Genomic DNA, 24096 nt, shown 5'->3' with positions numbered 1-24096 from the left:
TTATCAATAAAATGTACAATACATATAATTTGACTAAATAGTATAAAAATAATAGAATATTGAAAAAAAATTGACAAATGAAGGTATAGGTATTAAAATATATTAAATATATACATAAAAAGTGATTTACTAACAAATAAATGAAATATATGCTAATAAAAAGTTCAATTTGTAAAAATGTAAGATTTATAAAAAAATAAGGGAGGATATTATCATGAGAGCAATTTTAACAGTAATTGGAAAGGACAAACCAGGTATAGTAGCAGGAATCAGTGATGAGTTATTCAAGCAAAATATTAATATAGTAGATATTTCACAAAAGATATTACAAGAGTATTTTACAATGATTATGATAGTTGATTTAGAGAAAGCATTAAATTCTTTTGAGCAAACGGTTGAAGACTTAATAAAAAGAGGAAAAGAATTATCAGTAGATGTAAAAATTCAAAGAGAAGAAATATTTAACTCAATGCATAATCTGTAAAAAACAGTAATAGGGAGGTGATAATAGTGAATGTAGGAAATATACTTGAGACAATCAAAATGATAGATGAAGAACAATTAGATATAAGAACTATAACTATGGGGATTTCTTTATTAGATTGTATAGACCCTGATGGAGATAAGGCTAGAGAGAAAATATATAACAAGATTATGAATTCTGCTAAAGACTTAGTAAAAGTTGGAAAAGAAATAGAGCGTGAATATGGTATTCCAATTGTAAATAAGAGAGTATCAGTAACTCCAATATCTATTATTGCAGGTGCAACAGATGAAAGTGACTATGTAAAGTTTGCACAGACATTAGATAAAGCTGCAGAGGATTTAGGTATAGATTTTATAGGTGGATTCTCAGCATTGGTTCAAAAAGGGTATACAAAGGGTGATAAGATATTAATTAAATCAATTCCAAAAGCCTTGGCAAGTACAAATAAGGTATGTGCTTCAGTAAATGTAGGTTCTACAAGATGTGGTATAAATATGGATGCAGTAAAAGAAATGGGAGAAATTATAAAAGAAACTGCAGAATTAACGAAAGATGCAAAGGGATTTGGTTGTGCAAAACTAGTAGTATTCTGTAACGCAGTTGAAGATAATCCATTTATGGCAGGAGCTTTCCATGGTGTTGGTGAAGCTGATAGGATAATAAATGTCGGTGTAAGTGGTCCTGGGGTTGTTAAAAGAGCCTTAGAAAAGGTAAAAGGAGAGCCATTTGATGTTGTAGCAGAGACAGTTAAGAAGACTGCCTTTAAAATTACAAGAGTTGGACAATTGGTAGCAAAAGAAGCTTCTAGTAGACTGGATGTACCATTTGGAATAATAGACCTATCATTAGCACCTACACCAGCTATTGGAGACTCAGTGGCAAATATATTAGAAGAAATGGGTCTTGAAGTTGTTGGTACTCATGGTACTACAGCAGCGTTGGCTCTTTTAAATGATGCTGTTAAAAAAGGTGGAGTTATGGCTTGCTCACATGTTGGAGGTCTAAGTGGTGCATTTATACCAGTATCAGAAGATGCGGGTATGATTGATGCTGTTATCAAAGGTGCTTTGAGTATAGATAAGCTTGAAGCAATGACTGCTATTTGTTCTGTAGGTCTTGATATGATAGCTGTTCCAGGAAGTACTACAGCAGGTACACTGGGAGCTATGATAGCTGATGAGGCAGCAATAGGTATGATTAATAATAAAACTACAGCAGTTAGAATTATACCAGCTCCAGGATGTGACGTAGGTGATATGGTGGAATTTGGAGGTCTTTTAGGGCGAGCACCAGTAATGCCTATAAATACAAATTCGTCTGAGTTATTTACTCAAAGAGGAGGAAGAATTCCAGCTCCTATACATTCATTTAAAAACTAAGTATGTTTACATATAGTAATATTTAAATAAATATTTATAAGATTGAATTAAAGATATTCATATATTATATTAAAAATTATAATTAAAACAATAATTCTAAAAATTATTTATTAAAATTATTTATTAAAATTATGATAATAATAAAGCGATATATAACCTAGTAAAATGGTCATATATCGCTTTATTTTAATACTATCTAATTAATATAAAATTTTTTATGTATTTTAAAAGTTATGCTATCTAATAGTAATTATACTAATTTTTGATGTTTGGTATATCAACTAAATAAAAAACTAAATTAAAAAATAAAAAAGTTAAAAAATAAAAATTTATCTAAATATTCAACACACATAATAATTATAAATATAAATAAAAAATAAAACGCTTGCAATAAATAAAATTGCTACAATATAAAACTCTACTATTTAAAATATTGACTTAAAATATAAATTTATAAATCTTATAAATTTAAGCAATTTCTTCTTCTACATCAGTACCACGTATTTTGTCAGCAGTAAGAACTTTAAAGGTACTGAATATTTTTGAGCCTACAAATCCTGCAATTACATTAAATAAAGCACATAGTCCAGCTGTTATAAGAACTTGATTAACTGGATTATAAGCAAACATTATAGCAAATCCAGCCACAGGTGTAGCTGTACCTGGTGTCATGTTTACAAGACCCATCAAAGCTACAATGATACCAGAAAAAGCTCCTCCAAAGAAATTAGTAGAATATATTGGTATTGGATTAGCTGAAATTATGTCTGATTGAGTCAGGGGTTCAATAGCAACAGATATAATATCTTTTTTAGAACCTAACTTTAATCTTGCGAATAGTGTTGAGTTCATAAAAGCTGAACCAAAAGCTCCTAATGCTCCTATTGCCATAGGAAGACCAGTAAGACCGATTATAGATGTAAGAGCCATTGAACTAAGTGGGGATGTTCCAACCACTGTTATCAGACCTCCTAATATAATTCCCATTATTATAGGGCTAATATTAGTAGCCTCTATTAGAACTTGTCCAATTTGTAATAGTGTACTATTAACTAATGGGTCTACATTTGATGCTATAAAACGAGATAGTGGAGCACATAAAAGTATTACAACTACTAAATCTACTCCAGGTGGTACTTTTTTCTCTATAAACTTAATTAAGAAAGAAACAAAGTATCCAGCAACGAATCCAGATAATATAGAGAAATCTAAACATGATAGTCCTATTAAAACTGCATAAACTGGGGATACTCCTAAAGCTAAAGGTACAAGTATAGCAGCAGCAACTCCACCAAGACTACCATTAGCAGCACCAACACTTCTAAAAAATTCCATACCTAGAACATCACCAAGTAAAGAAAGGTTGAATGCCTCTACTAAAAAAGTAGCACATGCAGCATTTGCTAAGGCTCCCATAGCTTTCATACCATATGGAGCTTTGTAACTAAAAATTGTGAAACAACATAGAACCAATAAAAGTAAACCTGTTCCTAATAAAATTTCTGACATAAGAAAATCCTCCTTGTATTTTTTTTAGGACATAAACCTTTGTTGTGATAACGTTATCCTAATGCATGAATGCCTAAATGAATTAATATCAACAAAACAAAAGTCATTTTAAATTTTAATTGGTTTTATATTGCATCTAAAAATAAAAATAACTATAAAAGAATATAAAGTAAGTTTGAGATGTAAAATGTAAATTAAACTTATACTTTATAATATAATTATATATAAATAATACAGTCTTGTATAGGAAGATTGATAAAAAATAAATTTAATATGAAAAAAACAATTATTAATACATAAAATATTAGTCTATAAAAAAGGAATAAACATTTTTTAGAAGAAGTACTTATAATGATAGAAATTTTATAGGGGGAGAGTTTTTGAAAAAGATTAAATATACCAGATTGATGATACTTGGTATTCTTATATATTTAGTATTTAATGTTTTAGTAATGATTATTAGCAAAAATGTAGATACATTGGTATTAAAAGTAGAAAAATTTGATGCAAAGATTCATGTAGAAGGAAATATAGAAAAAGATGCTAATGACCAAAGCAATTATCTATCAGCATACATAAGTAAAGAAGATTCTAAGAACTTTGAAAAAAATCAAAATGTAGCAATTGAATATCGTAAGAAAAAAATAGATGCAAAAGTTTACAAAATATATAAAAATAATAATAAAATAATGCTAAAATTAAAAATAAGTAACCAAATTGTTTCAAATCAGGATACAAGTGTCGAAGAATTTGATATAATATATAATCAGATGGAGTGTTTAAAAATACCTAAAACTTCTATAAAAACAAAAGACAATAAACGTGGTGTATATGTAATTGATGAACAATCACAAAGTGTAAAATTTGTCATATTAGAAGGAATAACTTATGAAAATGAATCTTCTGTATTTGTGGATTATTATAAAAATGACATAAATGGGGTGACAAGTGTTAATCTATATGACAAAATAATTTTAAGACCTAATTGTATAAACACAAATATAAGGATAAAGTAGGTGATAGTAATGGGTTCTATTAAAGATAATTTATCTGAGATAAGAAGTAAAATTGAAAAGGCTGCAAAAAAGGTAAATCGAGATAGCGAAGAAATAACCCTTTTAGCAGTCACAAAAACTGTGGATGTGGATTTAGTTAATGAGGCAATGAATGAAGGAATTACTTCTGTTGGTGAAAATAAACCACAAGAATTGGCTAGAAAGTATGATATTATAGGTGACAAATTAAACTGGCACTTGATAGGAACTTTGCAAACGAATAAAGTTAAGTACATAATAGATAAAGTTTGTATGATACATTCTTTAGATAGAATTGCATTATGTGAAGAGATTCAAAAACGTGCAGAGCAAATAAATAGAGAGATAGATTGCTTAATACAAGTGAATATATCTAAAGAAGAATCTAAGCATGGACTTGATAAAGATGAAGTTATAGATTTTGTCAAAGAAGTGTCAGAAAAATATAAAAATATAAAGATAAAAGGTCTAATGACAATGGCACCTTTTATAGAAGATGAAAATGAAATAAGAGGTGTATTCAAAGGTCTTAAAGATTTATCAACACAAATAAAAGAGCTAAATATACCTAATGTAGAAATGGATGCTTTGTCAATGGGAATGAGTCATGATTATGAGATTGCTATAGAGGAAGGGGCTACCATTGTTAGGGTTGGAACATCAATCTTTGGAGAAAGAAACTACAATAAAAAATAATTACTCAAATCTGAATAAATTCTAAGGAGGAAGTTAATAATGTCAAATGGAATAATATCTAAATTTAAGAACTGGATAGTTGATGAAGAAGAAGATTACATTGAAGAAGAATATGAAGGTGGTATGGACGATATAGTTCAAGAAGAAGAAATAAATAGTGGATTTAGTACTGCAAAAGCAAATAAAATTGTAAATTTACATACAACAAGTCAAATGAAAGTTGTAATAGTTGAACCTAAAGTTTATGATGAAGCTGCAACTATAGCAGACCATCTAAAACAAAGAAGGGCAGTTATAGTGAATTTGGAAGGGTTGACTAATTCTGAAGTTCGTAAATCTATATTTAACTTTATGAATGGAGCAGTTTATGTTTTAGATGGAAGTATACAAAAGGTTTCTAAATCAATATTTATACTAGCTCCTAACAATGTGGATATAGATGCAAATATGAAAAAAGAATTAGAAAGTAAAGCATTCTTCCCTTGGCAAAATAAATAGTAAAAAGGCGGTTAATATATGGGAACAATAAGAATTGCACTTTATTATCTTTTGGATATAATAGCATGGATGATAGTTATAAAAAGCTTGATGACTTGGTTTCCAAATGGAAGACAAAGCAAAATTTTCGAGATTTTAGAAAATCTTACAGAGCCAATAGAAGGACCAATAAGGTCAATAATGTACAGATACACAAACGGACCTATAGATTTTTCTCCTTTAATTGCAATAGTATTATTGATGTTCCTAAGACAATTAGTATTGGTTATATTCTAAGGTGATAGAATGGATAAATTAAAATTAACAAATCACATAAAGGATATAGACTTGAAAAATAAAATGTTTAAAGTAATAGACAAGGCTAATAGTTGTATAAAAAACTATGATGTTAAGTTTACTGAGTTTCTTAATCCATATGAAGTGAAAAATGCTGTAGCGATATTAAATTCTACAAATGAAATAAAATACAGTGTGGATGGAGGTTATGAACAAGCTGAAAGAAGCACTGTATTTATTTATCCATTTTACATGGAATATGAGGATATAGAAGATACTCTTAGATTTTTACAGATAGAAGGGAATTTCAAATTTAAAAATATATCTCATAAAGATTATTTAGGTGCAATTATGAGTCTAGGTATAAAAAGAGAAAAAATTGGAGATATAATTATACATGATAGCTTTTGTCAAGTAATTGTAAGTAGTGATATTTGCGATTTTATAATCGTGAATTTGGAGAAAGTTTCAAGAAATAATGTAATTGTAAAGGAAATTTCCAGAGAAAACATTGTTAATAGTTCTTCAAAATATAAGGAAGTATCATTTACAGTATCTTCAGATAGGTTAGATTGTGTCATAAGTGGTCTTTACAATATATCTAGACAAGATAGTGCAAAATACATAAATGGAGAAAAAGTCCATGTCAATTATGAAAAGATAACTTCAACCTCTAAAATAGTTAAAAATGATGATTTGATTTCTGTTAGAGGCAAAGGAAGAGCTAATGTAACACAAATAGGAGATATTACTAAAAAAGGTAAAATAAAAGTTCAAGCAAGATTAATTGTATAAGGACTAATTTAAATTATAGCTGGGAGGAAATGTAATGCTAACTCCAATTGAGATAGAAAATAAAGAGTTTAAAAAAGGTTTAAGAGGGTATAGAGATGAAGAGGTTGATGAATTTTTAGACATCATTAAAGAAGATTATGAATCTCTATGTAGAGAAAATACAGCTCTTAAAGAAAAATTAGGATTATATCAAGACCAAGTAAACAAGTATGAAAATATTGAAGAGACATTAAAAGCTACTCTAATAACTGCTCAAAGTGCAGCAGAAGACACTTGTAGCGCGGCTAATAAAAAAGCTAAAATAATTGTTGAAGAGGCAGACTTAAAAGCTAGACAAATTATAGAACAAGCCAATAATCGTGTTATAGAGATAAGAAAAGAGTATGATGCTTTAGTTAAAGAATTTAAGATATTTAGAAATAAATTTAAATCACTATTAGAAGATGAGATAAGAAGTGTTGATGAAATTTTTTATGATGTAGATGAAAAATGTGTAAATGCATTTGAAGGAACAACAGTGTATAATTATAGTAATGATGAAGCTGCTACAACTCTAGAATAAAGCTATGATTTATTGGATTTTTAGGTGAAATTATTGTAGAAGTTTGAGAAATCTATAACAAAAATTTAAAATAGGATAAAAATGTGAGAAAAATAGAAATTATTATATTTTTCAAAAATATATTGACTATTCAAATTATTTGTTATAGAATTTCATATAAACACAGATAAATTTTTAAAAGCGTTGATAGAGACAATTATCTTTAGATAATTTTACAGAGAATTGGGTATGCTGAGAACCAATGAATTTATAAAGGTAAAAATCACTCTTGAGCTGCAGGCTGAACGATTAAATTCTATTAAGCTGTGCCGGTTAGTACCGTTATACTATTAGAGTGTTATATGTGGATAGCATTAAGTTCACATATAGAATTAGGGTGGTAACGCGATTTATAACTCGTCCCTTTGTTTAAAGGGGGCGAGTTTTTTAGTATTTAAATTTATGTGAAAGAATAAAAAATTTTGGAATTATAATATTTATAGGAAAGGGTGATTTATATGGCGAAATTTAAGCCATTAGTGGACAGTTCAGTAAAACAAGCAGAAGCACAAGTTTTTGATTATTGGAAAGATATAAATATACTTGAAAAAACTTTAGAAAAAGGGGAAAATGACCCAAGTTTTGTATTCTATGAGGGACCTCCTACAGCCAATGGAAATCCTGGAGTACACCATGTTTTATCTAGAACACTTAAAGATTCAGTTTGTAGATATAAAACAATGTCTGGTTATCAAGTAAAGAGAAAAGCTGGTTGGGATACACACGGATTACCAGTTGAAATACAAGTAGAGAAAGAATTAGGTCTTACTAGTAAGCAACAAATAGAAGAGTATGGAATAGCTGAGTTCAACCAAAAATGTAGAGAATCAGTTTTCTCATTTGAAAAACAATGGAGAATAATGACTGAGAGAATGGCTTATGAAGTTGATTTAGATAATCCATATATAACTTTAGACAATAACTATATAGAGTCTGTATGGTGGATACTTAATAAATTCAACAAAGAAGGATATATCTATGAAGGGCATAAAATACTTCCTTATTGCCCAAGATGTGGAACTGGTCTTGCTAGTCATGAGGTTGCACAAGGATATAAAGAAGTAAAAACTAATACAGTTATAGCTAAATTTAAGAAAAAAGATGCTGAGGAATATTTCCTAGCATGGACAACAACTCCATGGACTTTACCATCAAATGTTTCATTAACAGTAAATGCTGATGTTGATTACTTAAAAGTTAAGAAAGGTGACGAGGTATATTATGTATCTAAACCTTTAGCTAATAAAGTACTAGGTGAAGATTATGAAGTTTTAGAAGAAATGAAGGGTAAAGACTTAGAAGGATTAGAATATGAACAATTAATGCCTTTTGTAGAAGTTGACAAAAAAGCATTTTTCATTACAGTAGGAGATTATGTAACTACTGAAGATGGTACTGGAATAGTTCATACAGCACCAGCATTTGGTGAAGATGACTATAATACAGGTAAGAGATATGATTTACCAGTTGTACAACCAGTAGATGAAACTGGTAAATTTACAGCTACTCCTTGGGAAGGTAAATTTGTAATGGAAGATGGGCTAGATGTTGAAATAATAAAATGGCTGGCTTCTGAAAATAAATTATTTAGTAAAGAAAAAGTAGTTCATAACTATCCACATTGTTGGAGATGTCAAACTCCACTAGTATACTATGCAAAACCAAGTTGGTATATAGAGATGACTAAACTTAAAGATAAATTAATAGAAAATAACAATGGTGTAAAATGGTTCCCAAGCTTTGTAGGTGAAAAGAGATTTGGAAACTGGTTAGAAAATCTAAATGACTGGGCAATATCAAGAACTAGATATTGGGGAACTCCACTTCCTATATGGAGATGTGAATGTGGTCATACAGATTCAGTAGGTTCAAGAGCTGAATTAGCTCAAAAAGCTATAGAAGATGTAAATCCAGAGACAGTTGAACTTCATAGACCATATGTAGATGATATACATTTAAAATGTGAAAAATGTGGAAAACCAATGACAAGAGTAACAGAAGTTATAGACTGTTGGTTTGATAGTGGGGCTATGCCATTTGCTCAACACCACTATCCATTTGAAAATAAAGAGAACTTTGACCAATTATTCCCAGCTGATTATATATCAGAAGGTATAGACCAGACTAGAGGTTGGTTCTACTCATTACTTGCAGTATCAACATTTGTATTAGGTAAAGCACCATATAAGAGTGTGTTAGTTCCAGACCTTGTACTTGATAAAGAAGGAAAGAAAATGAGTAAATCAAGAGGAAATACAGTAAACCCAATGGAGTTATTTGACCAATATGGAGCAGATGCATTAAGATGGTATCTACTATATGTTTCTCCACCATGGACTCCAACTAAATTTGATATGGATGGATTAAAAGAAATACAAAGTAAATTTATAGGAACTATGAAGAATGTATATAACTTCTTCACTTTATATGCAAATACAGATGATATAAATCCAACTGAATTCTTTGTAGAATATAAAGATAGACCAGAACTTGATAGATGGATACTATCTAAGTTTAATAAATTAATGAAAGATGTAGAAGAAAATTTAGCTATATTTGAATTAAATAAGACTTTAAGAATGATACAAGATTTCATAAATGATGATTTATCTAACTGGTATATCAGACGTTCAAGAAGAAGATTCTGGGCAACTGAGTTAACAGAAGATAAAAAGGCAGTATATAATACAACTTATGAATTATTACATGGTCTTTGCAGAGCTATAGCTCCATTTGCACCATATATGTCAGAAGAAATGTACAGAAATCTAACAGGAGAAGTATCTGTTCACTTAGCTGAATATCCTAAGCCTAATGAAGAATTAATGGATTCTAAATTAGAAGAAAAAATGGATTTAGCTAAAAATCTAGTTACTTTAGGTAGAGCTTCAAGAGAAGTTGAAAGAATAAAAGTTCGTCAACCATTACAAAAAGTATTAGTAGATGGTAAGTTTGAAGATACAATAAGTGATGTAGTTGATTTAATAAAAGAAGAACTTAATGTTAAAGAGGTAGTATTTGCTAAAGACTTAGATGAGTACATGAACTTTAGTCTAAAACCAAACTTTAAGGCAGCAGGACCATTACTAGGTGCTAAGATGAATTTATTTGTAGTAGCATTAAATAAATTAAATGCACATGAAGCTGTTAATAAACTTGAAAATGGTGAAAGTTTAACAGTTGATTTAGATGGTGAAGCTTTTGAGTTTAATAAGGATTTAGTGTTAATAGGTATAACTGCTAAAGAAGGATTTAATGTATCTGTTGAAAACAATCTTTTCGTTATACTAGATACTAAGTTAACTGAAGAATTGGTTGATGAAGGTTATGCTAGAGAATTTATATCTAAAGTACAGCAATTAAGAAAATCTAATAACTTTGAAGTATTAGATAATATAGTGATAGATTACTGTGGTGATGATGAAATTGCTAAGGCTGTTGACCATTTCGATGAATATATCAAGTCTGAGACTTTAGCTTTAGAAATAAACAGAGTGGATGATAAATCTTTAGAAGAACAAAACTTAAATGACCATATGACAGGTATAAAAGTTACAAAAAAATAAAAATAATAGTTAGTTAATTAAAATCCCTATAGAAATTAGTTTATAAATTTCTATAGGGATTTTTTAATACAGTATAATTATCTATTCAATAAAATGTTGAAATATTCCAAAATTTACAGTAAATAAATCTATATAAATCATATAAATTATTTATAGTATGTGATAGAATATTAGTGAATAAACGTTTAAGTGAGGATGAATAATATTTTAGAGTAAACTACTTCTGATAAATTTATTTATAAATTTATTGTGTATAATGCAGGGTGGTTTATTTATTATGCAAAGGGGTGCGTTTTGATGTATGGTGAAAGTAAAAAGCTAAGTATTGATAATAACATATTTTTACAATATGGTCTTATTATATTGGGTATGATTCTATCAACCATAGGAATAAATTTATATCTAGCACCAGCCAAGTTATTAAGTGGAGGAGTAGCTGGGATTTGTGTTATATTATATAAGTTATTTGGTATAAATCAAGGAATATCCAGTTTTTTGATGAATATACCAATATTTATTATAGCTAAAAAGTATTTTGATAATAAATTTTTGTTAATAAGCTTTGTTAATATGCTGTTATTTTCTGTTGCTCTTGGATTAACACAGGATATTGCTAAATATTTTCCAATAGATGACACTATGCTACAGTGTATTTATGGTGGTGCCTTAACTGGAATAGGTATGGGGTTGACTTTTAAAGCAAGAGCTACTGCTGGAGGTCTTGACATAATAGCAGCTATAATGAAAAGAAAGTACGATATACCTATGAAAAATACATTTTTATTTATAAATTTCTTTGTAGTATGTGCAGGTGCATTTTTATTTGGAGCTAAGTTGGTAATGTATACTTTAATTGCTATGTATATAATTTCTTTTACAATGGACATAGCAAAGGATTGTTTTGATAGAAAAAAATCTATACTTCTAATATCTAATAAATATGATGAAATATCCAAAGTAATAATGAATAAGATGGGAAGAGGAGTAACTTTTCTAGAGGCAGAAGGAGCATATACACAAAATAAGAAAAAAATGATTTATTGTATAATATCTGCAAATGAGATAGGTAAATTTAAAGATTTGATTTATGATATGGATAGTGAGGCCTTTATTTCTGTTAATAATGTGGAAGAAGTAAAAGGAGGAGGTTTTAAAGATAAGTTTCTTTAAAATGTCAATGTTAAAAAATACCATATGTATTGTGATTGCATCTAGTTAGATGTATACTATAATTAATGGGGTACATGAAGTACTCAATAATATACTAGGAGGTATAAGAATATGTTAAGAGAGAGATTTGTAGTAAGAAATCACCATAATCCACACACAAGTGGATGTTGTGGAACTGGGGGAGAAGGCTGTTGTGGAGGAGATAATCATGAGCATTCACATCAACATTCTCATAGTCATGGGCATGGACATGAACACGTAAATGGTGTAGGTCACGACCATAATCATGAGGATGGTTTCTCAGGGACTCATGAGCATAGTCATGAGCATGCGCATACACATGGGCATGAACACTCAGATGGACATATGCATGAACATAAATAGAGATATTTAAAATTTATAAAAGATTTTTATTTTGTGATTCCATGAAGGTTTAAATAAAAATTAAATGTTTTAAATAAAATTATTAATAATAAATAAGAAAGTGAACTGTTAAATTCAAAGAATTTAATAGTTCACTTTTATTACATATTAAGCATTAAATTTAAATCCAATGGTTAATTAAAAAAGAAGCTATATTTTCATAAGGTATTTTTTCTGTCCTTAATAAGCTTTGGACAACTAAACCATCTACTATAGACATAAGTAAGAAGGAAAATGATTCAGCATCTTGTTCATTTTCACTTCTACTGTATTTTTCTAAGGACTCAACAATTTCAGATTTAAGAGTAGTTCTCCATTCAATATATTTTAATCTCATTCTTTCTTTCAAATCATCATTTGAAGTAATTGCTTCACAAATAAGATACATATGTACTCTACCACGACTTTCTATAGTAGATATTTTCTCTAAGATTAAATTAACCATTTCTATTTGAGAATTTTTTGATTTGACGTTTTTTACACAGTTTAATATAGCACTGGTTATAACTTCTAAATGAGTGTCTGCAATATCATATATAATATCATTTTTAGATGCGTAGTGATAATACAAAGTACCTTTACTTATATTTACATCTTTTGCAATATCAGCAAGACTAGTATTTTGAACTCCATTTTTGGCTATTAAATTGGTTGCAGATGATAAAATAGCCTGTTTCATATTGTTTGTTTTCATAAAACCTACCTTTCTATGTATATTTATAACAAATTAATAACATTATAAGCTTATGGATATTTATTGTCAATAAAGCAAGAATCTATATCTATTGACTTTTTTTCGTTCAAAATATAAAATAGTAATTAAATCGGTCGTACGACCGACTGAATAAATAAAAACAATATCTTATAGTGAGGTTAATATGGATAAAATAAAATTGATAGTGGATAGTGCATGTGACTTACCTAATGATATAATAGAAAAATACAACATTGAAGTTGTTGGTTTAAATGTATCTTTTGGAGAAGAAAGTTATATATCTGGAAAGGAAATAGATAATGAAACTTTCTATAGAAAAATGAGTGAAAGCAAAGTACTACCAAAAACATCATGTCCTTCACCTGATAAATTTTTAGAAGCATATCATTGTCAGGAAGAAAGTATATTGGTGATTAATATAAGTTCAAGATTATCTGGTACTTATAATAGTGCACTTTTGGCAAAAGATATGTTTGAAAAGGAAGGGAACAATAAAAAAATTGAGGTTATAGACTCACTTAGTGGGTCAATTGGAATAGGACAACTTGTGTTAAAAGCAGCAATATTAATCAAAGAAGGAAAAGAAATCGAAGAAATTGTTTCAATAATAGATAAATACAAAGATAATCCACCATTTTTGGGGACTTTAGAGACATTAGAAAATGCTATCAAGGGTGGAAGAATAAACCCTATAGCAGGAAAAATTATAAATACATTGAATTTTAAGGCTATAATACAAGTTGCAGATGGCATTGTAACTCCAATAGATAAGGCAAGAGGTGAAGGGAATAGCTTGAAAAAGTTGATTAATTTGGTAGAATCCAAGATTAAAGACAGAGAAGAAAAGGTCTTATTTATAGGACATGCAAACTGTCCTGAGAAGGCTCAAAAAGTAAGGGAAGTTATGGAGAAAGATGTAAAATATAAAGATGTTGTAATCTGTGAAGTTGGCTCAGTTATGGGTACATATACTTCAAAAGGTGCAATTTTAATTACTGCTATATAAATCATGATGTGAAAAATTGAAGCCATATAAAAATGCTTAAAGCATTTTTATATGGCTTGTTTTAATTTTAGTAAGTTAATTTTATAATTAACCAACTACACATATTTCTTTATCATATTTATTTAATATCTCACAACCATCTTCAGTAACAAGTACTAAATCTTCTATTCTAACTCCAAATTCACCTGGTAAATATATACCTGGTTCTATAGAGAATATCATTCCTGGTTGTACAGTATCTGTATTTATAGAAGATACATCTCCCTTATCATGAACTTCAAGTCCTATAGAGTGACCTGTTCTATGAGTGAAGTATTGTCCATATCCTTTTTCAGTTATGTAATCACGAGCAGCAGCATCTATATCACAGAATCTAACTCCTGGTTTTACAATAGCTTCAGCTCTCTTATTAGCTTCAAGAACTATTTCAAATATCTCTCTACCTTTTTCAGGTATTTCTTTATAGAATACAGTTCTTGTCATATCAGCACAATAATTGTCTTTTATACAACCTATATCTAATATTATTGCATCCCCTGGTTTTACAAGTGCGTTTCCAGGCTCACCATGTGGGTTAGCTCCATTAGGTCCAAATCCTATAATAGGGTCAAATGAAAATCCATCAGCACCTAAATCTTCATATATTTTAGATAATTTACCAACAAGTTGTTTCTCTGTAAGTTCACCAGAAACAGTAGCTTTAAGTTGCTCCATACCCTTGTCATTTAATCTTGAAGCTATTCTCATTAATTCTTTTTCTTCTTCATCTTTACACATTCTTAAAGTATCTATTATATAAGATGAATTTACAAATTTGCTTCCTCCACCTAATTCCATTAAGCTTAATAAGAATCTAGCTGGCCAGTTTTTATCAACACCCATAGTAGCATTTTTGTCTATATGTTCAGTTATTATTTCTACTGGATTTTGAGTATCATTAAACCAAATCATTTCAACACCTAAATCTTCTGTAACAGGGAATAATTCATTTATAAATAATTTATTATTTCCATTTAAATTTAGGTATAATGCTAATAATCTTTCGCCTGGGTGGATTAGTGCTCCTGTTAGATAAAATATCGAAGTAGGGTCACTTACCAACATTTGAGAAATATCATCTTTTTTCATTTGTTCAAGTACAGCATTCAATCTTTGAGTCTTCATAATAATTTCCTCCTAATCAAAATTTAATACAAATCAATTTTAGCATTATTAAACAAAAAAGAGTATACTTTTCTTTTAGAAATATAAAAAATTTTTGTTATATATTTTTTATATTAAATTTAATCATCACTTTTACATTAAATATAGAGGTAAATTATTTTTTATTGTGAAAAATTTATAAAAATAATAAATAAAAGATATAAATTTGTGATTTTAAGTTTTTTATATCATCATGAAAAATAACAAATAAAATTTTATATTAAAATAATATTGAAACAATTTTAAAAATTTAGTATGATTAGAATTAAAGTGGCAGAGCTTTTGAGATTTACCACTTTTAATAAAATTTGATTTCAAAGTATTTAGATTTTTTTAATAAAAGACCTTAATAATTTAAAAACTCTGAATGCTATTGATTTAATGACAGTGAATCTGTTTTATCAATTTTGAAATCAACTTTTAACTAATTAATAGAGAGGAGAATTTAAATTAGGATGGAAAAGAAAAAAATAGGCCTGTGGAGTTTGGTATTTATGAATGTATCAGCTTTATATGGTATCAGATGGATAGCTAAATCTACAGCATCAAGCTTTGGTTTAGGATTAGGTGCAATACCTATGTGGTTATTATTCTCATTTATATATTTTGTACCAGGAGCTTTAATTTGTGCTGAATTAGCTTCTACATATCAAAAAGGCGATGGAGGTTTATATGATTGGGTTAAGGAAGCCTTTGGAGAAAAATATGGATTTTTAGTTTCTTGGCTAAATTGGACAGCTAAAATATTTTGGTATTCTTCATTCTTAACTTTTTTAGCAGTAAATGTTTCTTATACAATAGGAAATCCAGCACTTGCAGATAATAAGATGTTTGTACTTATATTATCTTTAGTAATATTCTGGGCATTATCTCTTATAGCAACTAAAGGAATAAGTTTTACAAAGATATTTACTAATACAGGTGCATTAGGTTCAACAATACCAAGTGCTATACTTATAATATTTTCATTTGTAGCAGTATTTGTATTGAAAAAACATGATATAGCTTCAACATATACAATAGCTTCAATGACTCCAAAGCTTAACATGGATGCATTTGTCGCTATATCAGCTATAATGTTTGGTTTAGCAGGAGCAGAAACTGCAGCTAACTTTATAACAGAGATAGATAAGCCTGAAAAGAACTTCCCTAAAGCTATATTAATATCAGCTGGGATAGTAGCTTCATTATATGTATTAGGTTCAATTGCAATAACAATGATAATACCACCAGACCAAATTACTGCTTCTAAAGGTGTATTGGATGCACTTGCAGCTGTTTGTCAATCTTTAGGAATAGGCTCTTGGTTGGTTCAATTAATAGCTTTTGGTATAGCTTTCTCAATACTAGGAGCAATAGTTCTTTACATAGCATCACCAATAAAAATGTTATTTGGTAGTGTCAAAAAAGGAGTATTCCCAGATAGCTTAGTAGAAGTAAATGAACATAAAATACCTTCTAAAGCTGTTATACTTCAAGCAATAATAGTTACTATAATATTATTAGTGACTACATTAATGCCTTCTGTTGATGCTATATATAATGTTCTTGTAACTATGACAGCATTAACTGCTTTATTCCCATATGTGTTATTATATGCTTCTTATATTAAATTAAGAAAAGAGAGACCAGATGAAATTAGACCTTATACTATGGCAAAATCAACAAGTACTTGTATAGGTTTAGCGAAAATGGTTCTAGTAGTAACTGTAGTTGGTATACTATTATCTGCAGCACCAGTTATGCCTACATTCGCTGAAAATATCATATATGAGATAGAGATGATTGGTGGAGGTCTTCTAGTTATACTATCTGGTATATGGTTGTGGAATAGATATGAAAAGAAAACAGCTAAATAAAAATGTATTTTAATAATTTCTTTTGGATATTATAATATATAGTTGACAATTTATAGTGTAAGGAATATTATAAAATAAAGAAATTAATAAATTTAATCCTGTGATAAGAAATAGTAAATAAATATACTTTTGTACAGAGAGTTAAGGGTGCTGAGAACTTAATAAAAAGTGTTTATTGAATGGGTCTTTAAGGAGTAAGGTGAAATGTAGTTTAAGGCTACAGAGTATCTGATATCGTGTGTGCACGTTACAGCATATATTGAGATATATATATTCAACTTTGAGTATATATAAATTTAGGTGGTACCACGGAAAATATATCCGTCCTATTGATTTAGGACGGATTTTTTAATATAGAAAATTTAGGAGGAAAAATGAACGTAATAGGAATTATAGGTGCAATGGATGAAGAAGTAAGTATTTTAGTTAATTTAATGGATATTAAAGAAACTGTAAAAAAAGCTAGTTTAGAGTTTCATCAAGGAACATTAGAAGGAAAAAATGTAGTATTAGTAAAATGTGGTATAGGTAAAGTTAATTCTGCTCTTTGTGCACAGATACTAATAAGTGAATTTAAAGTTGATGCTATTGTTAATACAGGTGTAGCAGGTGCTTTGAACGAAAATCTTGATGTTAATGACATAGTGATATCGACTGATGCTATACAATATGATATAGATACTACAGCATTTGGAGACCCTAAGGGAGTTATACCAAGAATGAAGACTTCTGTATTTAAAGCAGATGAAAGACTTATAGATGCTGCTTACAAATCTTCTGTAGAGGAAGTAAAGACTCACAAAGTACTGAAAGGAAGAGTCGTTACAGGAGATAAATTTATAAATTCTAAAGAATTAAAAGATGAATTAGTAAATGATTTTGGTGGGTATTGTGGAGAAATGGAAGGTGGAGCTATAGCTCATGTATGTTATCTAAATAATACTCCATTCGTAATAATAAGAGCAATGTCTGATAAGGCAGATGGAAGTGCTGATGTTACGTATGATGTATTTGTACACGATGCTGCCAACAATTCTAAGGATATAGTTTTAAATATGTTAAAATCAATATAAATATAAGGAGGTACAAGTAAAATGAGTGAAAAAAAAGTTATATTTAGTGGTGCACAACCATCAGGAAAAATGACTTTAGGAAATTATATAGGAGCTATAAAAAACTGGACTGAACTTCAAGATAATTATGATTGCTATTATAGTATAGTTGATTTACATGCAATAACAGTACCTCAAGACCCTAAAGTTTTGAGAGCTAATGCTATAGAATTGCTTGCTCAATATATAGCTTGTGGATTAGACCCAGAAAAAAATACTATATTTATTCAATCTCATGTTAAAGAGCATGTTGAACTTATGTGGGTATTAAGTACAATGACTTATATGGGAGAATTAAGCAGAATGACTCAGTTTAAGGATAAATCACAAAAAAGTGAAGCAAATCTAAATGCAGGTTTGTTTACTTATCCAGTCCTTATGGCTGCTGACATATTATTATATCAAACTGATTTGGTTCCAGTTGGAGATGACCAAAAACAACATTTAGAGTTATCTCGTGATTTAGCAAATAGATTTAATAATAGATTCTCACCTACATTTGTGGTTCCAGAAGGATACTATCCAAAAGGTGGAGCAAGAGTAATGAGTTTACAAGAGCCAACTAAGAAAATGAGTAAATCTGATTCAAATGAAAATGCCTTTATATTATTAGCAGATGATTCAGATACTATAAAGAGAAAGATAAAGAGAAGTGTTACTGATTCTTTAGGTGTTGTAAAATATACTGATGAGCAACCTGGTATTAAAAATCTACTTGATATATACTCTAATTTAAGCAAAAAGAGTGTGGAAGAGATTGTAAACATGTATGAAGGTAAAGGTTATGGAGTATTTAAAGAAGATGTGGCTGAAGTAGTAGCAGAAAGTTTAAGACCTATAAGAGAAAGATATGTGGACCTTCTTAATAATAAAGATTATTTAGAAAAAATATATAGTATGGGAGCAGAAAAGGCTGAAAAACAAGCTAGAAAGACTCTTAGAAAAGTTTATAAAAAAGTTGGTTTTATAGAAAGAAGATATTAATGGTTAACTATAGATAAACATTTATCTTTTTAGTTAAATAAATTATAATAATAAATTAAAAATAATATTTATTTATGAAAAGGTTGTAAGTAGATTTGTATAAAAATACATTTACATACAACCTTTTCTTATCAAATAAGTTTAATAATTATTAGAAGATTTACTTAGATTCTTTTAATTTTCTCCATAAAGTACTTCTGCATATCCCAAGCTTATCAGCCACTATTTGTTTATTCCATTTATATTCATTTAAATAAGATAAAATAATTTCTCTTTCCATTACTTCAAGGGTATCTCTGTGTATCTTAATAATCTCCTTACTTTCTTTTTTGTCTTCTATAACATTATTTTCCATAACATCAGTTGTATTTTCTAAACAATTATAAATCAAATTATTATTATTATTTTCTTTGCCATAAAGAAGTACAAATCTATGAATAGTATTCTCTAATTCTCTAACATTACCTGGCCAATTATAATTTGTTAATATATCCAACTCATGTTTTTCTAAATATGGAATGTTTAATTTGTATTTTTTTGAATAGTACTTTAAAAAATGAATGGATAAAATCTCAATATCTCTCTTTCTATCAGAGAGAGTAGGTAAGTTCAAATTTAATATATTTAAACGATAATACAAGTCAGTTCTGAATTTATTATTGCGAGTTAATTTATTCATATCTTGATTTGTAGCTGCTATTATTCTAACATCAACTGAAATTATAGAATCTGAACCTATTCTATTAAATTCTTTTTCTTGTATTACCCTTAACAATTTACTCTGGAGAGAAATTGGTAGAGAATTAATTTCATCTAAAAAAATTGTTCCTGTGTGAGCTAGTTCAAATAAGCCTTTTTTTCCATTTTTTTTTGCACCTGAGAATGCTCCTTCTTCATAACCAAAAAATTCACTTTCAAGAAGATTTTCAGGAATTGCTCCACAATTTATAGGTACAAAAGGTCCATTTTTTCTGTTACTTTCATTATGTATACTTTGTGCTAATAATTCTTTTCCAGTACCACTATTTCCAGATATTAGAATGCTTGCATCTGTTGAAGCATAGATGCGTGCAGAATTAATAACATTTTTAATAGCATTACTTTTTCCTATTATATCATCAAAATTATACTTTGCTACAAATCCTTTAGCATTCAATTTTGACCTAATTTTCTGTTCTTGCTCTTGAATTTTTTCAACGTTATGGAAACGTAATATCTTTTCTGCAAAACCACTTTCATTAAGATTGGATTTTTCTATCAGAAAATTTGACTTATCAATTTTGATTATTTCTTTGTCCTTACCTTCTTTATTTAAAAAATCAGCTATTGTGTTGTTTATGTCAACAATTTTTTTATTAAACACCTGAACATTTTTAATACCTAAGATATCTTCTAAGGTTGAGTTAATCAGTACCACTTTATCACCATTAATTGCCATGACACCTTCTGATATATAGTTTACAATTAATTTTAGACTTTCTAATTGTTTTCTTTCTTTTTTTCTTACTTTAATTATAGAGAGAGCTTGTTTTATAGCTTCAATTACAGAAGTTTTACTTGATTTAACAAATACTACAGGCATTTTATTTGATGTACCACTTTCTAATGCAGCTATTCCTCCGCCCACCATTGCATCCATACCATCGAATTTTCCACAAATTACTTGGTTATGAATGTCATCTATAGTTTCAAAAGCATATATTTTAAGTTTATGTAGATTAAGGATATTTTTAATTATGTCAACTTTGTCTGTTATCAATTCTATTGTTTCTGAATGCATTATAATGCCTATATTATCACCATATATCTTTGCAGAATTAACCGCATTTATAATATCAAAGTAATCAGGCTCCATTCTAATTATAACTGTATTTTTAAATATTTTACTTATGTGACTTGCCACACCACCTCTACTAATTATTACTTCAGGATATGAATACTCTGTAAAAAGATTGTTTAATTTACTTATTAAATAATCATTTATATTGTATCCCTCAATTACAGTTGGATATAAATTCATTTCATTAAGTATCTCAGATAGTTGGGATTCAAATCCCTCATAAGGAGATAAAATCACCAAATCTTTTTCTAAATTGTTTGTTTCTGAATTAGTTATTTTCAATTTAATCACCTTCAAATCGTAATAATATGTCTAAATCAAGCCTTTAAAGTGTATCTATTAACAATCATTATATATATGTTTGTTTAATTATTCAACAAAATGTTTTATAAGATTATATAAATAAACATTATTGATTTATAACTATAATAAATATTAAACATAGAATACCCATTTGAATCTATTTCAAAGAGCTGGAATAGCATTGATGAGCAAGAAAACGATTTTTTAAAAAAATATTTGGCATACTTGTTGCTTATTATACTGTTGAAAGACTTAATTACATTTAGATAGGAGAAATATAATATGATTGATTTAAGAAGTGATACACTTACACAACCATCAGAAGAAATGTTAAAAATGATTCTTTTAGCACAAACTGGAGATGCGGGTAGAGAAGATGAGTATGGTAGAGGAGAAGATAAAACAGTTAATGAATTAGAAGATTTTGCAGCACAATTAACTGGAAAAGAATCTGCTGCATTTTTTCCTTCAGGAACATTGGCAAATACTACAGCAATCCTTACATATTGTAAGCCTGGAGATAAGGTACTTGTAGATGAAAAACAACATATTTTACTTAGCGAAAAAGTGGTTTTTGATTCACGTTTTGGACAGTTGTTGCCAATTAAATTTAAATTAGCAGAAGATGGTATTCCTGATAAAAGTGATATCATTAGACTAATTAAAACAAATAATATCAAATTGATAAGTATTGAAAATACACACAATTTTGCAGGTGGTAAATGTATACCTTTGGAAGATTTAAAAGAATTAAGAAAAGTATCTATAAAACATAATATTCCTATTCATATGGATGGAGCTAGACTATTTAATGCATCTATTGCAACAGGGGTTGATGTAAAAGATATTTGTAAGAATGTGGATTCAGTTATGTTTTGTATTTCTAAAGGTTTAGGTGGACCTATAGGTTCAATTTTATCTGGGAGTAAAGATTTCATAGGTGAAGCTAGAAAACTTAGAAAGCTATTAGGTGGTAATATGAGACAAGCTGGCATAATAGCTGCTACTGGAATCTATGCTCTAAAGCATAATGTAGAAAGATTAGCTATTGACCATAAAAATGCAAAATATTTAGCCGATAATTTAAAAGATATTAAGGATATAAATATAGACCATAATGTTCAAAGTAATATTGTCATTATAAATATAGGCAAATCTAGAGTAGCTCAAGAGGAGTTTTGTAATAAATTATTACAGAATGGTTTGAAGGTCACAGTATTGCCATCTGGAGAGATTAGATTAGTATTTTATAAAGGAATTACTACTGAAAATGTAAAGCAAGCTGTGAAAATCATAAAACAAGTTTTAAATGAAATATAAAAAGTTATAAAAAAGATTAGTGTTTATAAAAGTTATTAAAAAACGTATAAAGGGGTGGCAAGTTTTATGGAAAAGGTAGATAATAATAAAAAATATATTATTTTAGGTATACTATTTATTGCTTGGTTTGTAGGGTATTGTGATAAGATGGCAATTAATGTTGCTGCAATACCAATAAGTAAAGAGTATGGTCTAAATCCAACACAAGTGGGTTTTTTAATTAGTTCATTTTCTTTTGGTATGGCCATTATGTCCCTTTTTGGAGGATACTTTGCTGATAAATATGAATCTAAAAAATTGATTATAGTAATAGTATCTATATGGGCTATATTTTCTACACTTACAGGTATGTCATGGTCATTTGTTTCTCTTATGGTGATAAGGTTTATGTATGGATGTGCAGAGGGAATATTTCCACCAGCAAGTTCAGTTACAATAGCAGAGAATTTTAAAAAAGAGCAATTTGGAAGAGCAAAGTCTTTTCTTATATCAGCAGGTCAGTTAGGGACTGCTTTTGCGGGTTTAATTATAGCGTATTTGGCATTTTCTTATGGATGGAGAAAAGCATTTTTCATTTTTGCCATAGCTGACTTAATAATTGCTTTGTCTTTGTACTTATTAAATAAAAATGAAAAAAATACAGGTAAGAGTACACAAAAAACAAAATCAAAGAAGGTTCCTCTTAAAGAAGCTTTTAAAAATCCTATTGTGTGGAAGACACCAATTATTCAATTTGGCGTAGGATTTTTAATGTGGGGATTAAACTCTTGGTTGCCACAATACTGGGTGAATGTCAAACATTTAGATATTAAAACTATGGCTACTTATTCAATGATACCAGCACTTGCATCATTTGTTTTTGTAAATATATCAGGATGGATTATTGACAAATATTTTGTTGGACGTGAGAAAATAGCTATTATTGCTTCTCTAATTATAATGTGCATTTCTGTTTTCTTAATGTATAATACTGGAAGTATTGTTTTAGGATTTATATATCAAACGATTGCTAATTTGGGAGTATGTTGTCTGAGCCCAGCATTTTATACATTAGTGTTAAAATATGTTCGAAAGGATTTAGTTGGTACAGCAACTGGATTTATAGCTTTTGGGTCATCTGTTGCTGGAATTATTGCACCATTAATAATGGGTCTTTCAATTACTCTTCTTAAAGGGTCTTATATAGCAGTTTTCGGAATGATTATAGTTATACTTATATTATGTATATTTCTTGCAGCTACAATTAATACACGTGAACAAGCTGAAAAAAACATGAATGAGCAGAATTTGTAGTGAATAAGGTTTTTTAATATTTGGAAT

At 28.7% G+C, this 24096-nt stretch carries 21 protein-coding genes and 2 other annotated features; of the genes, 17 read left to right on the top strand and 4 right to left on the bottom strand.

All coding sequences use genetic code 11. The features are described from left to right. The first annotated feature begins 214 nt into the window (after window positions 1–214). Together ACTG46_RS14435 and ACTG46_RS14430 are read left to right on the top strand one after the other, a co-directional pair. A complete protein-coding gene (locus ACTG46_RS14435) occupies window positions 215–484 on the top strand; it encodes an ACT domain-containing protein (RefSeq protein ID WP_054271200.1) in 270 nt (89 codons plus the stop codon). Window positions 485–510: 26 nt separating this feature from the next. Further along, window positions 511–1866, top strand: a complete 1356-nt coding sequence (locus ACTG46_RS14430) for a PFL family protein (protein WP_021385371.1) — start codon at window positions 511–513, stop codon at window positions 1864–1866. 468 nt (window positions 1867–2334) lie between these two features. Here the strand turns inward: ACTG46_RS14430 and ACTG46_RS14425 are convergent, their stop codons facing one another. Beyond that, a complete protein-coding gene (locus ACTG46_RS14425; protein WP_054271198.1) occupies window positions 2335–3375 on the bottom strand; it encodes a PTS sugar transporter subunit IIC in 1041 nt (346 codons plus the stop codon). A 380-nt stretch (window positions 3376–3755) separates the two neighbouring features. Between ACTG46_RS14425 and ACTG46_RS14420 the strand changes: the two genes are divergently transcribed. From ACTG46_RS14420 to ACTG46_RS14380, 9 genes are all read left to right on the top strand, one after another. After that, complete coding sequence (locus tag ACTG46_RS14420; RefSeq protein ID WP_167640899.1) at window positions 3756–4391, top strand: biotin/lipoyl attachment domain-containing protein; 636 nt, start codon at window positions 3756–3758, stop codon at window positions 4389–4391. A 9-nt stretch (window positions 4392–4400) separates the two neighbouring features. Further along, window positions 4401–5105 carry a YggS family pyridoxal phosphate-dependent enzyme gene (locus ACTG46_RS14415; protein ID WP_054271196.1) on the top strand — a complete coding sequence of 235 codons (705 nt, stop codon included), beginning with the start codon at window positions 4401–4403 and terminating at the stop codon, window positions 5103–5105. Window positions 5106–5144: 39 nt separating this feature from the next. Then, window positions 5145–5603, top strand: a complete 459-nt coding sequence (locus tag ACTG46_RS14410; protein WP_021385412.1) for a cell division protein SepF — start codon at window positions 5145–5147, stop codon at window positions 5601–5603. A gap of 18 nt (window positions 5604–5621) precedes the next feature. Further along, window positions 5622–5879 carry a YggT family protein gene (locus ACTG46_RS14405; RefSeq protein WP_021385428.1) on the top strand — a complete coding sequence of 86 codons (258 nt, stop codon included), beginning with the start codon at window positions 5622–5624 and terminating at the stop codon, window positions 5877–5879. A 9-nt stretch (window positions 5880–5888) separates the two neighbouring features. Continuing rightward, the gene (locus ACTG46_RS14400) at window positions 5889–6674 is read left to right on the top strand and encodes a YlmH family RNA-binding protein (RefSeq protein ID WP_054271195.1); all 786 of its coding nucleotides are present in this window, start codon (window positions 5889–5891) and stop codon (window positions 6672–6674) included. Window positions 6675–6708: 34 nt separating this feature from the next. Continuing rightward, entirely contained in the window at window positions 6709–7236 is a 528-nt protein-coding gene (locus ACTG46_RS14395; RefSeq protein ID WP_003426928.1) for a DivIVA domain-containing protein, read from the top strand. 174 nt (window positions 7237–7410) lie between these two features. Beyond that, window positions 7411–7643, top strand: a binding site (T-box leader). Between the two features lie 90 nt (window positions 7644–7733). Beyond that, on the top strand, window positions 7734–10841 hold the full coding sequence (gene ileS / locus ACTG46_RS14390) for an isoleucine--tRNA ligase (protein WP_479923051.1): 3108 nt from the start codon (window positions 7734–7736) through the stop codon (window positions 10839–10841). 297 nt (window positions 10842–11138) lie between these two features. Then, on the top strand, window positions 11139–12011 hold the full coding sequence (locus ACTG46_RS14385) for a YitT family protein (RefSeq protein WP_074178493.1): 873 nt from the start codon (window positions 11139–11141) through the stop codon (window positions 12009–12011). A gap of 111 nt (window positions 12012–12122) precedes the next feature. Beyond that, the gene (locus tag ACTG46_RS14380; protein WP_479923050.1) at window positions 12123–12395 is read left to right on the top strand and encodes a hypothetical protein; all 273 of its coding nucleotides are present in this window, start codon (window positions 12123–12125) and stop codon (window positions 12393–12395) included. A gap of 160 nt (window positions 12396–12555) precedes the next feature. Here ACTG46_RS14380 and ACTG46_RS14375 read toward each other — a convergent pair whose 3' ends face one another. Then, window positions 12556–13128 carry a TetR/AcrR family transcriptional regulator gene (locus ACTG46_RS14375; protein ID WP_479923049.1) on the bottom strand — a complete coding sequence of 191 codons (573 nt, stop codon included), beginning with the start codon at window positions 13126–13128 and terminating at the stop codon, window positions 12556–12558. 184 nt (window positions 13129–13312) lie between these two features. On the opposite strand from ACTG46_RS14375, the gene ACTG46_RS14370 reads away from it, so the two are divergent. Next, entirely contained in the window at window positions 13313–14155 is an 843-nt protein-coding gene (locus tag ACTG46_RS14370) for a DegV family protein (RefSeq protein WP_054271190.1), read from the top strand. Between the two features lie 87 nt (window positions 14156–14242). Here ACTG46_RS14370 and ACTG46_RS14365 read toward each other — a convergent pair whose 3' ends face one another. Continuing rightward, window positions 14243–15319 carry a M24 family metallopeptidase gene (locus tag ACTG46_RS14365; protein WP_054271189.1) on the bottom strand — a complete coding sequence of 359 codons (1077 nt, stop codon included), beginning with the start codon at window positions 15317–15319 and terminating at the stop codon, window positions 14243–14245. A gap of 494 nt (window positions 15320–15813) precedes the next feature. Between ACTG46_RS14365 and ACTG46_RS14360 the strand changes: the two genes are divergently transcribed. The 3 genes from ACTG46_RS14360 to trpS all read left to right on the top strand — a co-directional run bounded on the left by ACTG46_RS14360 (window position 15814) and on the right by trpS (window position 19313). Continuing rightward, window positions 15814–17217: an APC family permease gene (locus tag ACTG46_RS14360; protein ID WP_054271188.1), complete on the top strand. Its 1404-nt coding sequence runs from the start codon at window positions 15814–15816 to the stop codon at window positions 17215–17217. Between the two features lie 91 nt (window positions 17218–17308). Next, window positions 17309–17549 (top strand) — a binding site (T-box leader). 42 nt (window positions 17550–17591) lie between these two features. Further along, entirely contained in the window at window positions 17592–18290 is a 699-nt protein-coding gene (locus tag ACTG46_RS14355; RefSeq protein WP_054277265.1) for a 5'-methylthioadenosine/adenosylhomocysteine nucleosidase, read from the top strand. A gap of 21 nt (window positions 18291–18311) precedes the next feature. Beyond that, complete coding sequence (gene trpS / locus ACTG46_RS14350; protein ID WP_054271186.1) at window positions 18312–19313, top strand: tryptophan--tRNA ligase; 1002 nt, start codon at window positions 18312–18314, stop codon at window positions 19311–19313. Between the two features lie 160 nt (window positions 19314–19473). On the opposite strand, the gene ACTG46_RS14345 is transcribed toward trpS, so the two are convergent. Beyond that, the gene (locus ACTG46_RS14345; RefSeq protein WP_479923048.1) at window positions 19474–21435 is read right to left on the bottom strand and encodes a sigma 54-interacting transcriptional regulator; all 1962 of its coding nucleotides are present in this window, start codon (window positions 21433–21435) and stop codon (window positions 19474–19476) included. A 303-nt stretch (window positions 21436–21738) separates the two neighbouring features. Between ACTG46_RS14345 and ACTG46_RS14340 the strand changes: the two genes are divergently transcribed. After that, window positions 21739–22776 carry a threonine aldolase family protein gene (locus ACTG46_RS14340; RefSeq protein WP_054271184.1) on the top strand — a complete coding sequence of 346 codons (1038 nt, stop codon included), beginning with the start codon at window positions 21739–21741 and terminating at the stop codon, window positions 22774–22776. 66 nt (window positions 22777–22842) lie between these two features. Then, a complete protein-coding gene (locus ACTG46_RS14335) occupies window positions 22843–24069 on the top strand; it encodes an MFS transporter (RefSeq protein ID WP_054271183.1) in 1227 nt (408 codons plus the stop codon). The last annotated feature ends 27 nt before the right edge of the window (window positions 24070–24096 follow it).

It is taken from the genome of Clostridioides sp. LIBA-7678 (assembly GCF_056716065.1).
This window is presented reverse-complemented; position numbering and strand designations above follow the sequence as displayed.

What these genes read in the sequence shown, in the direction of transcription:
- ACTG46_RS14425 (WP_054271198.1), bottom strand. Translation starts at nt 3,375, where the DNA reads ATGTCAGAAATTTTATTAGGAACAGGTTTACTTTTATTGGTTCTATGT.
- ACTG46_RS14375 (WP_479923049.1), bottom strand. Translation starts at nt 13,128, where the DNA reads ATGAAAACAAACAATATGAAACAGGCTATTTTATCATCTGCAACCAAT.
- ACTG46_RS14415 (WP_054271196.1), top strand. Translation starts at nt 4,401, where the DNA reads ATGGGTTCTATTAAAGATAATTTATCTGAGATAAGAAGTAAAATTGAA.
- ileS (WP_479923051.1), top strand. Translation starts at nt 7,734, where the DNA reads ATGGCGAAATTTAAGCCATTAGTGGACAGTTCAGTAAAACAAGCAGAA.
- ACTG46_RS14400 (WP_054271195.1), top strand. Translation starts at nt 5,889, where the DNA reads ATGGATAAATTAAAATTAACAAATCACATAAAGGATATAGACTTGAAA.
- ACTG46_RS14405 (WP_021385428.1), top strand. Translation starts at nt 5,622, where the DNA reads ATGGGAACAATAAGAATTGCACTTTATTATCTTTTGGATATAATAGCA.
- ACTG46_RS14385 (WP_074178493.1), top strand. Translation starts at nt 11,139, where the DNA reads ATGTATGGTGAAAGTAAAAAGCTAAGTATTGATAATAACATATTTTTA.
- ACTG46_RS14380 (WP_479923050.1), top strand. Translation starts at nt 12,123, where the DNA reads ATGTTAAGAGAGAGATTTGTAGTAAGAAATCACCATAATCCACACACA.
- ACTG46_RS14340 (WP_054271184.1), top strand. Translation starts at nt 21,739, where the DNA reads ATGATTGATTTAAGAAGTGATACACTTACACAACCATCAGAAGAAATG.
- ACTG46_RS14360 (WP_054271188.1), top strand. Translation starts at nt 15,814, where the DNA reads ATGGAAAAGAAAAAAATAGGCCTGTGGAGTTTGGTATTTATGAATGTA.
- ACTG46_RS14335 (WP_054271183.1), top strand. Translation starts at nt 22,843, where the DNA reads ATGGAAAAGGTAGATAATAATAAAAAATATATTATTTTAGGTATACTA.
- ACTG46_RS14370 (WP_054271190.1), top strand. Translation starts at nt 13,313, where the DNA reads ATGGATAAAATAAAATTGATAGTGGATAGTGCATGTGACTTACCTAAT.
- trpS (WP_054271186.1), top strand. Translation starts at nt 18,312, where the DNA reads ATGAGTGAAAAAAAAGTTATATTTAGTGGTGCACAACCATCAGGAAAA.
- ACTG46_RS14355 (WP_054277265.1), top strand. Translation starts at nt 17,592, where the DNA reads ATGAACGTAATAGGAATTATAGGTGCAATGGATGAAGAAGTAAGTATT.
- ACTG46_RS14410 (WP_021385412.1), top strand. Translation starts at nt 5,145, where the DNA reads ATGTCAAATGGAATAATATCTAAATTTAAGAACTGGATAGTTGATGAA.
- ACTG46_RS14395 (WP_003426928.1), top strand. Translation starts at nt 6,709, where the DNA reads ATGCTAACTCCAATTGAGATAGAAAATAAAGAGTTTAAAAAAGGTTTA.
- ACTG46_RS14435 (WP_054271200.1), top strand. Translation starts at nt 215, where the DNA reads ATGAGAGCAATTTTAACAGTAATTGGAAAGGACAAACCAGGTATAGTA.
- ACTG46_RS14365 (WP_054271189.1), bottom strand. Translation starts at nt 15,319, where the DNA reads ATGAAGACTCAAAGATTGAATGCTGTACTTGAACAAATGAAAAAAGAT.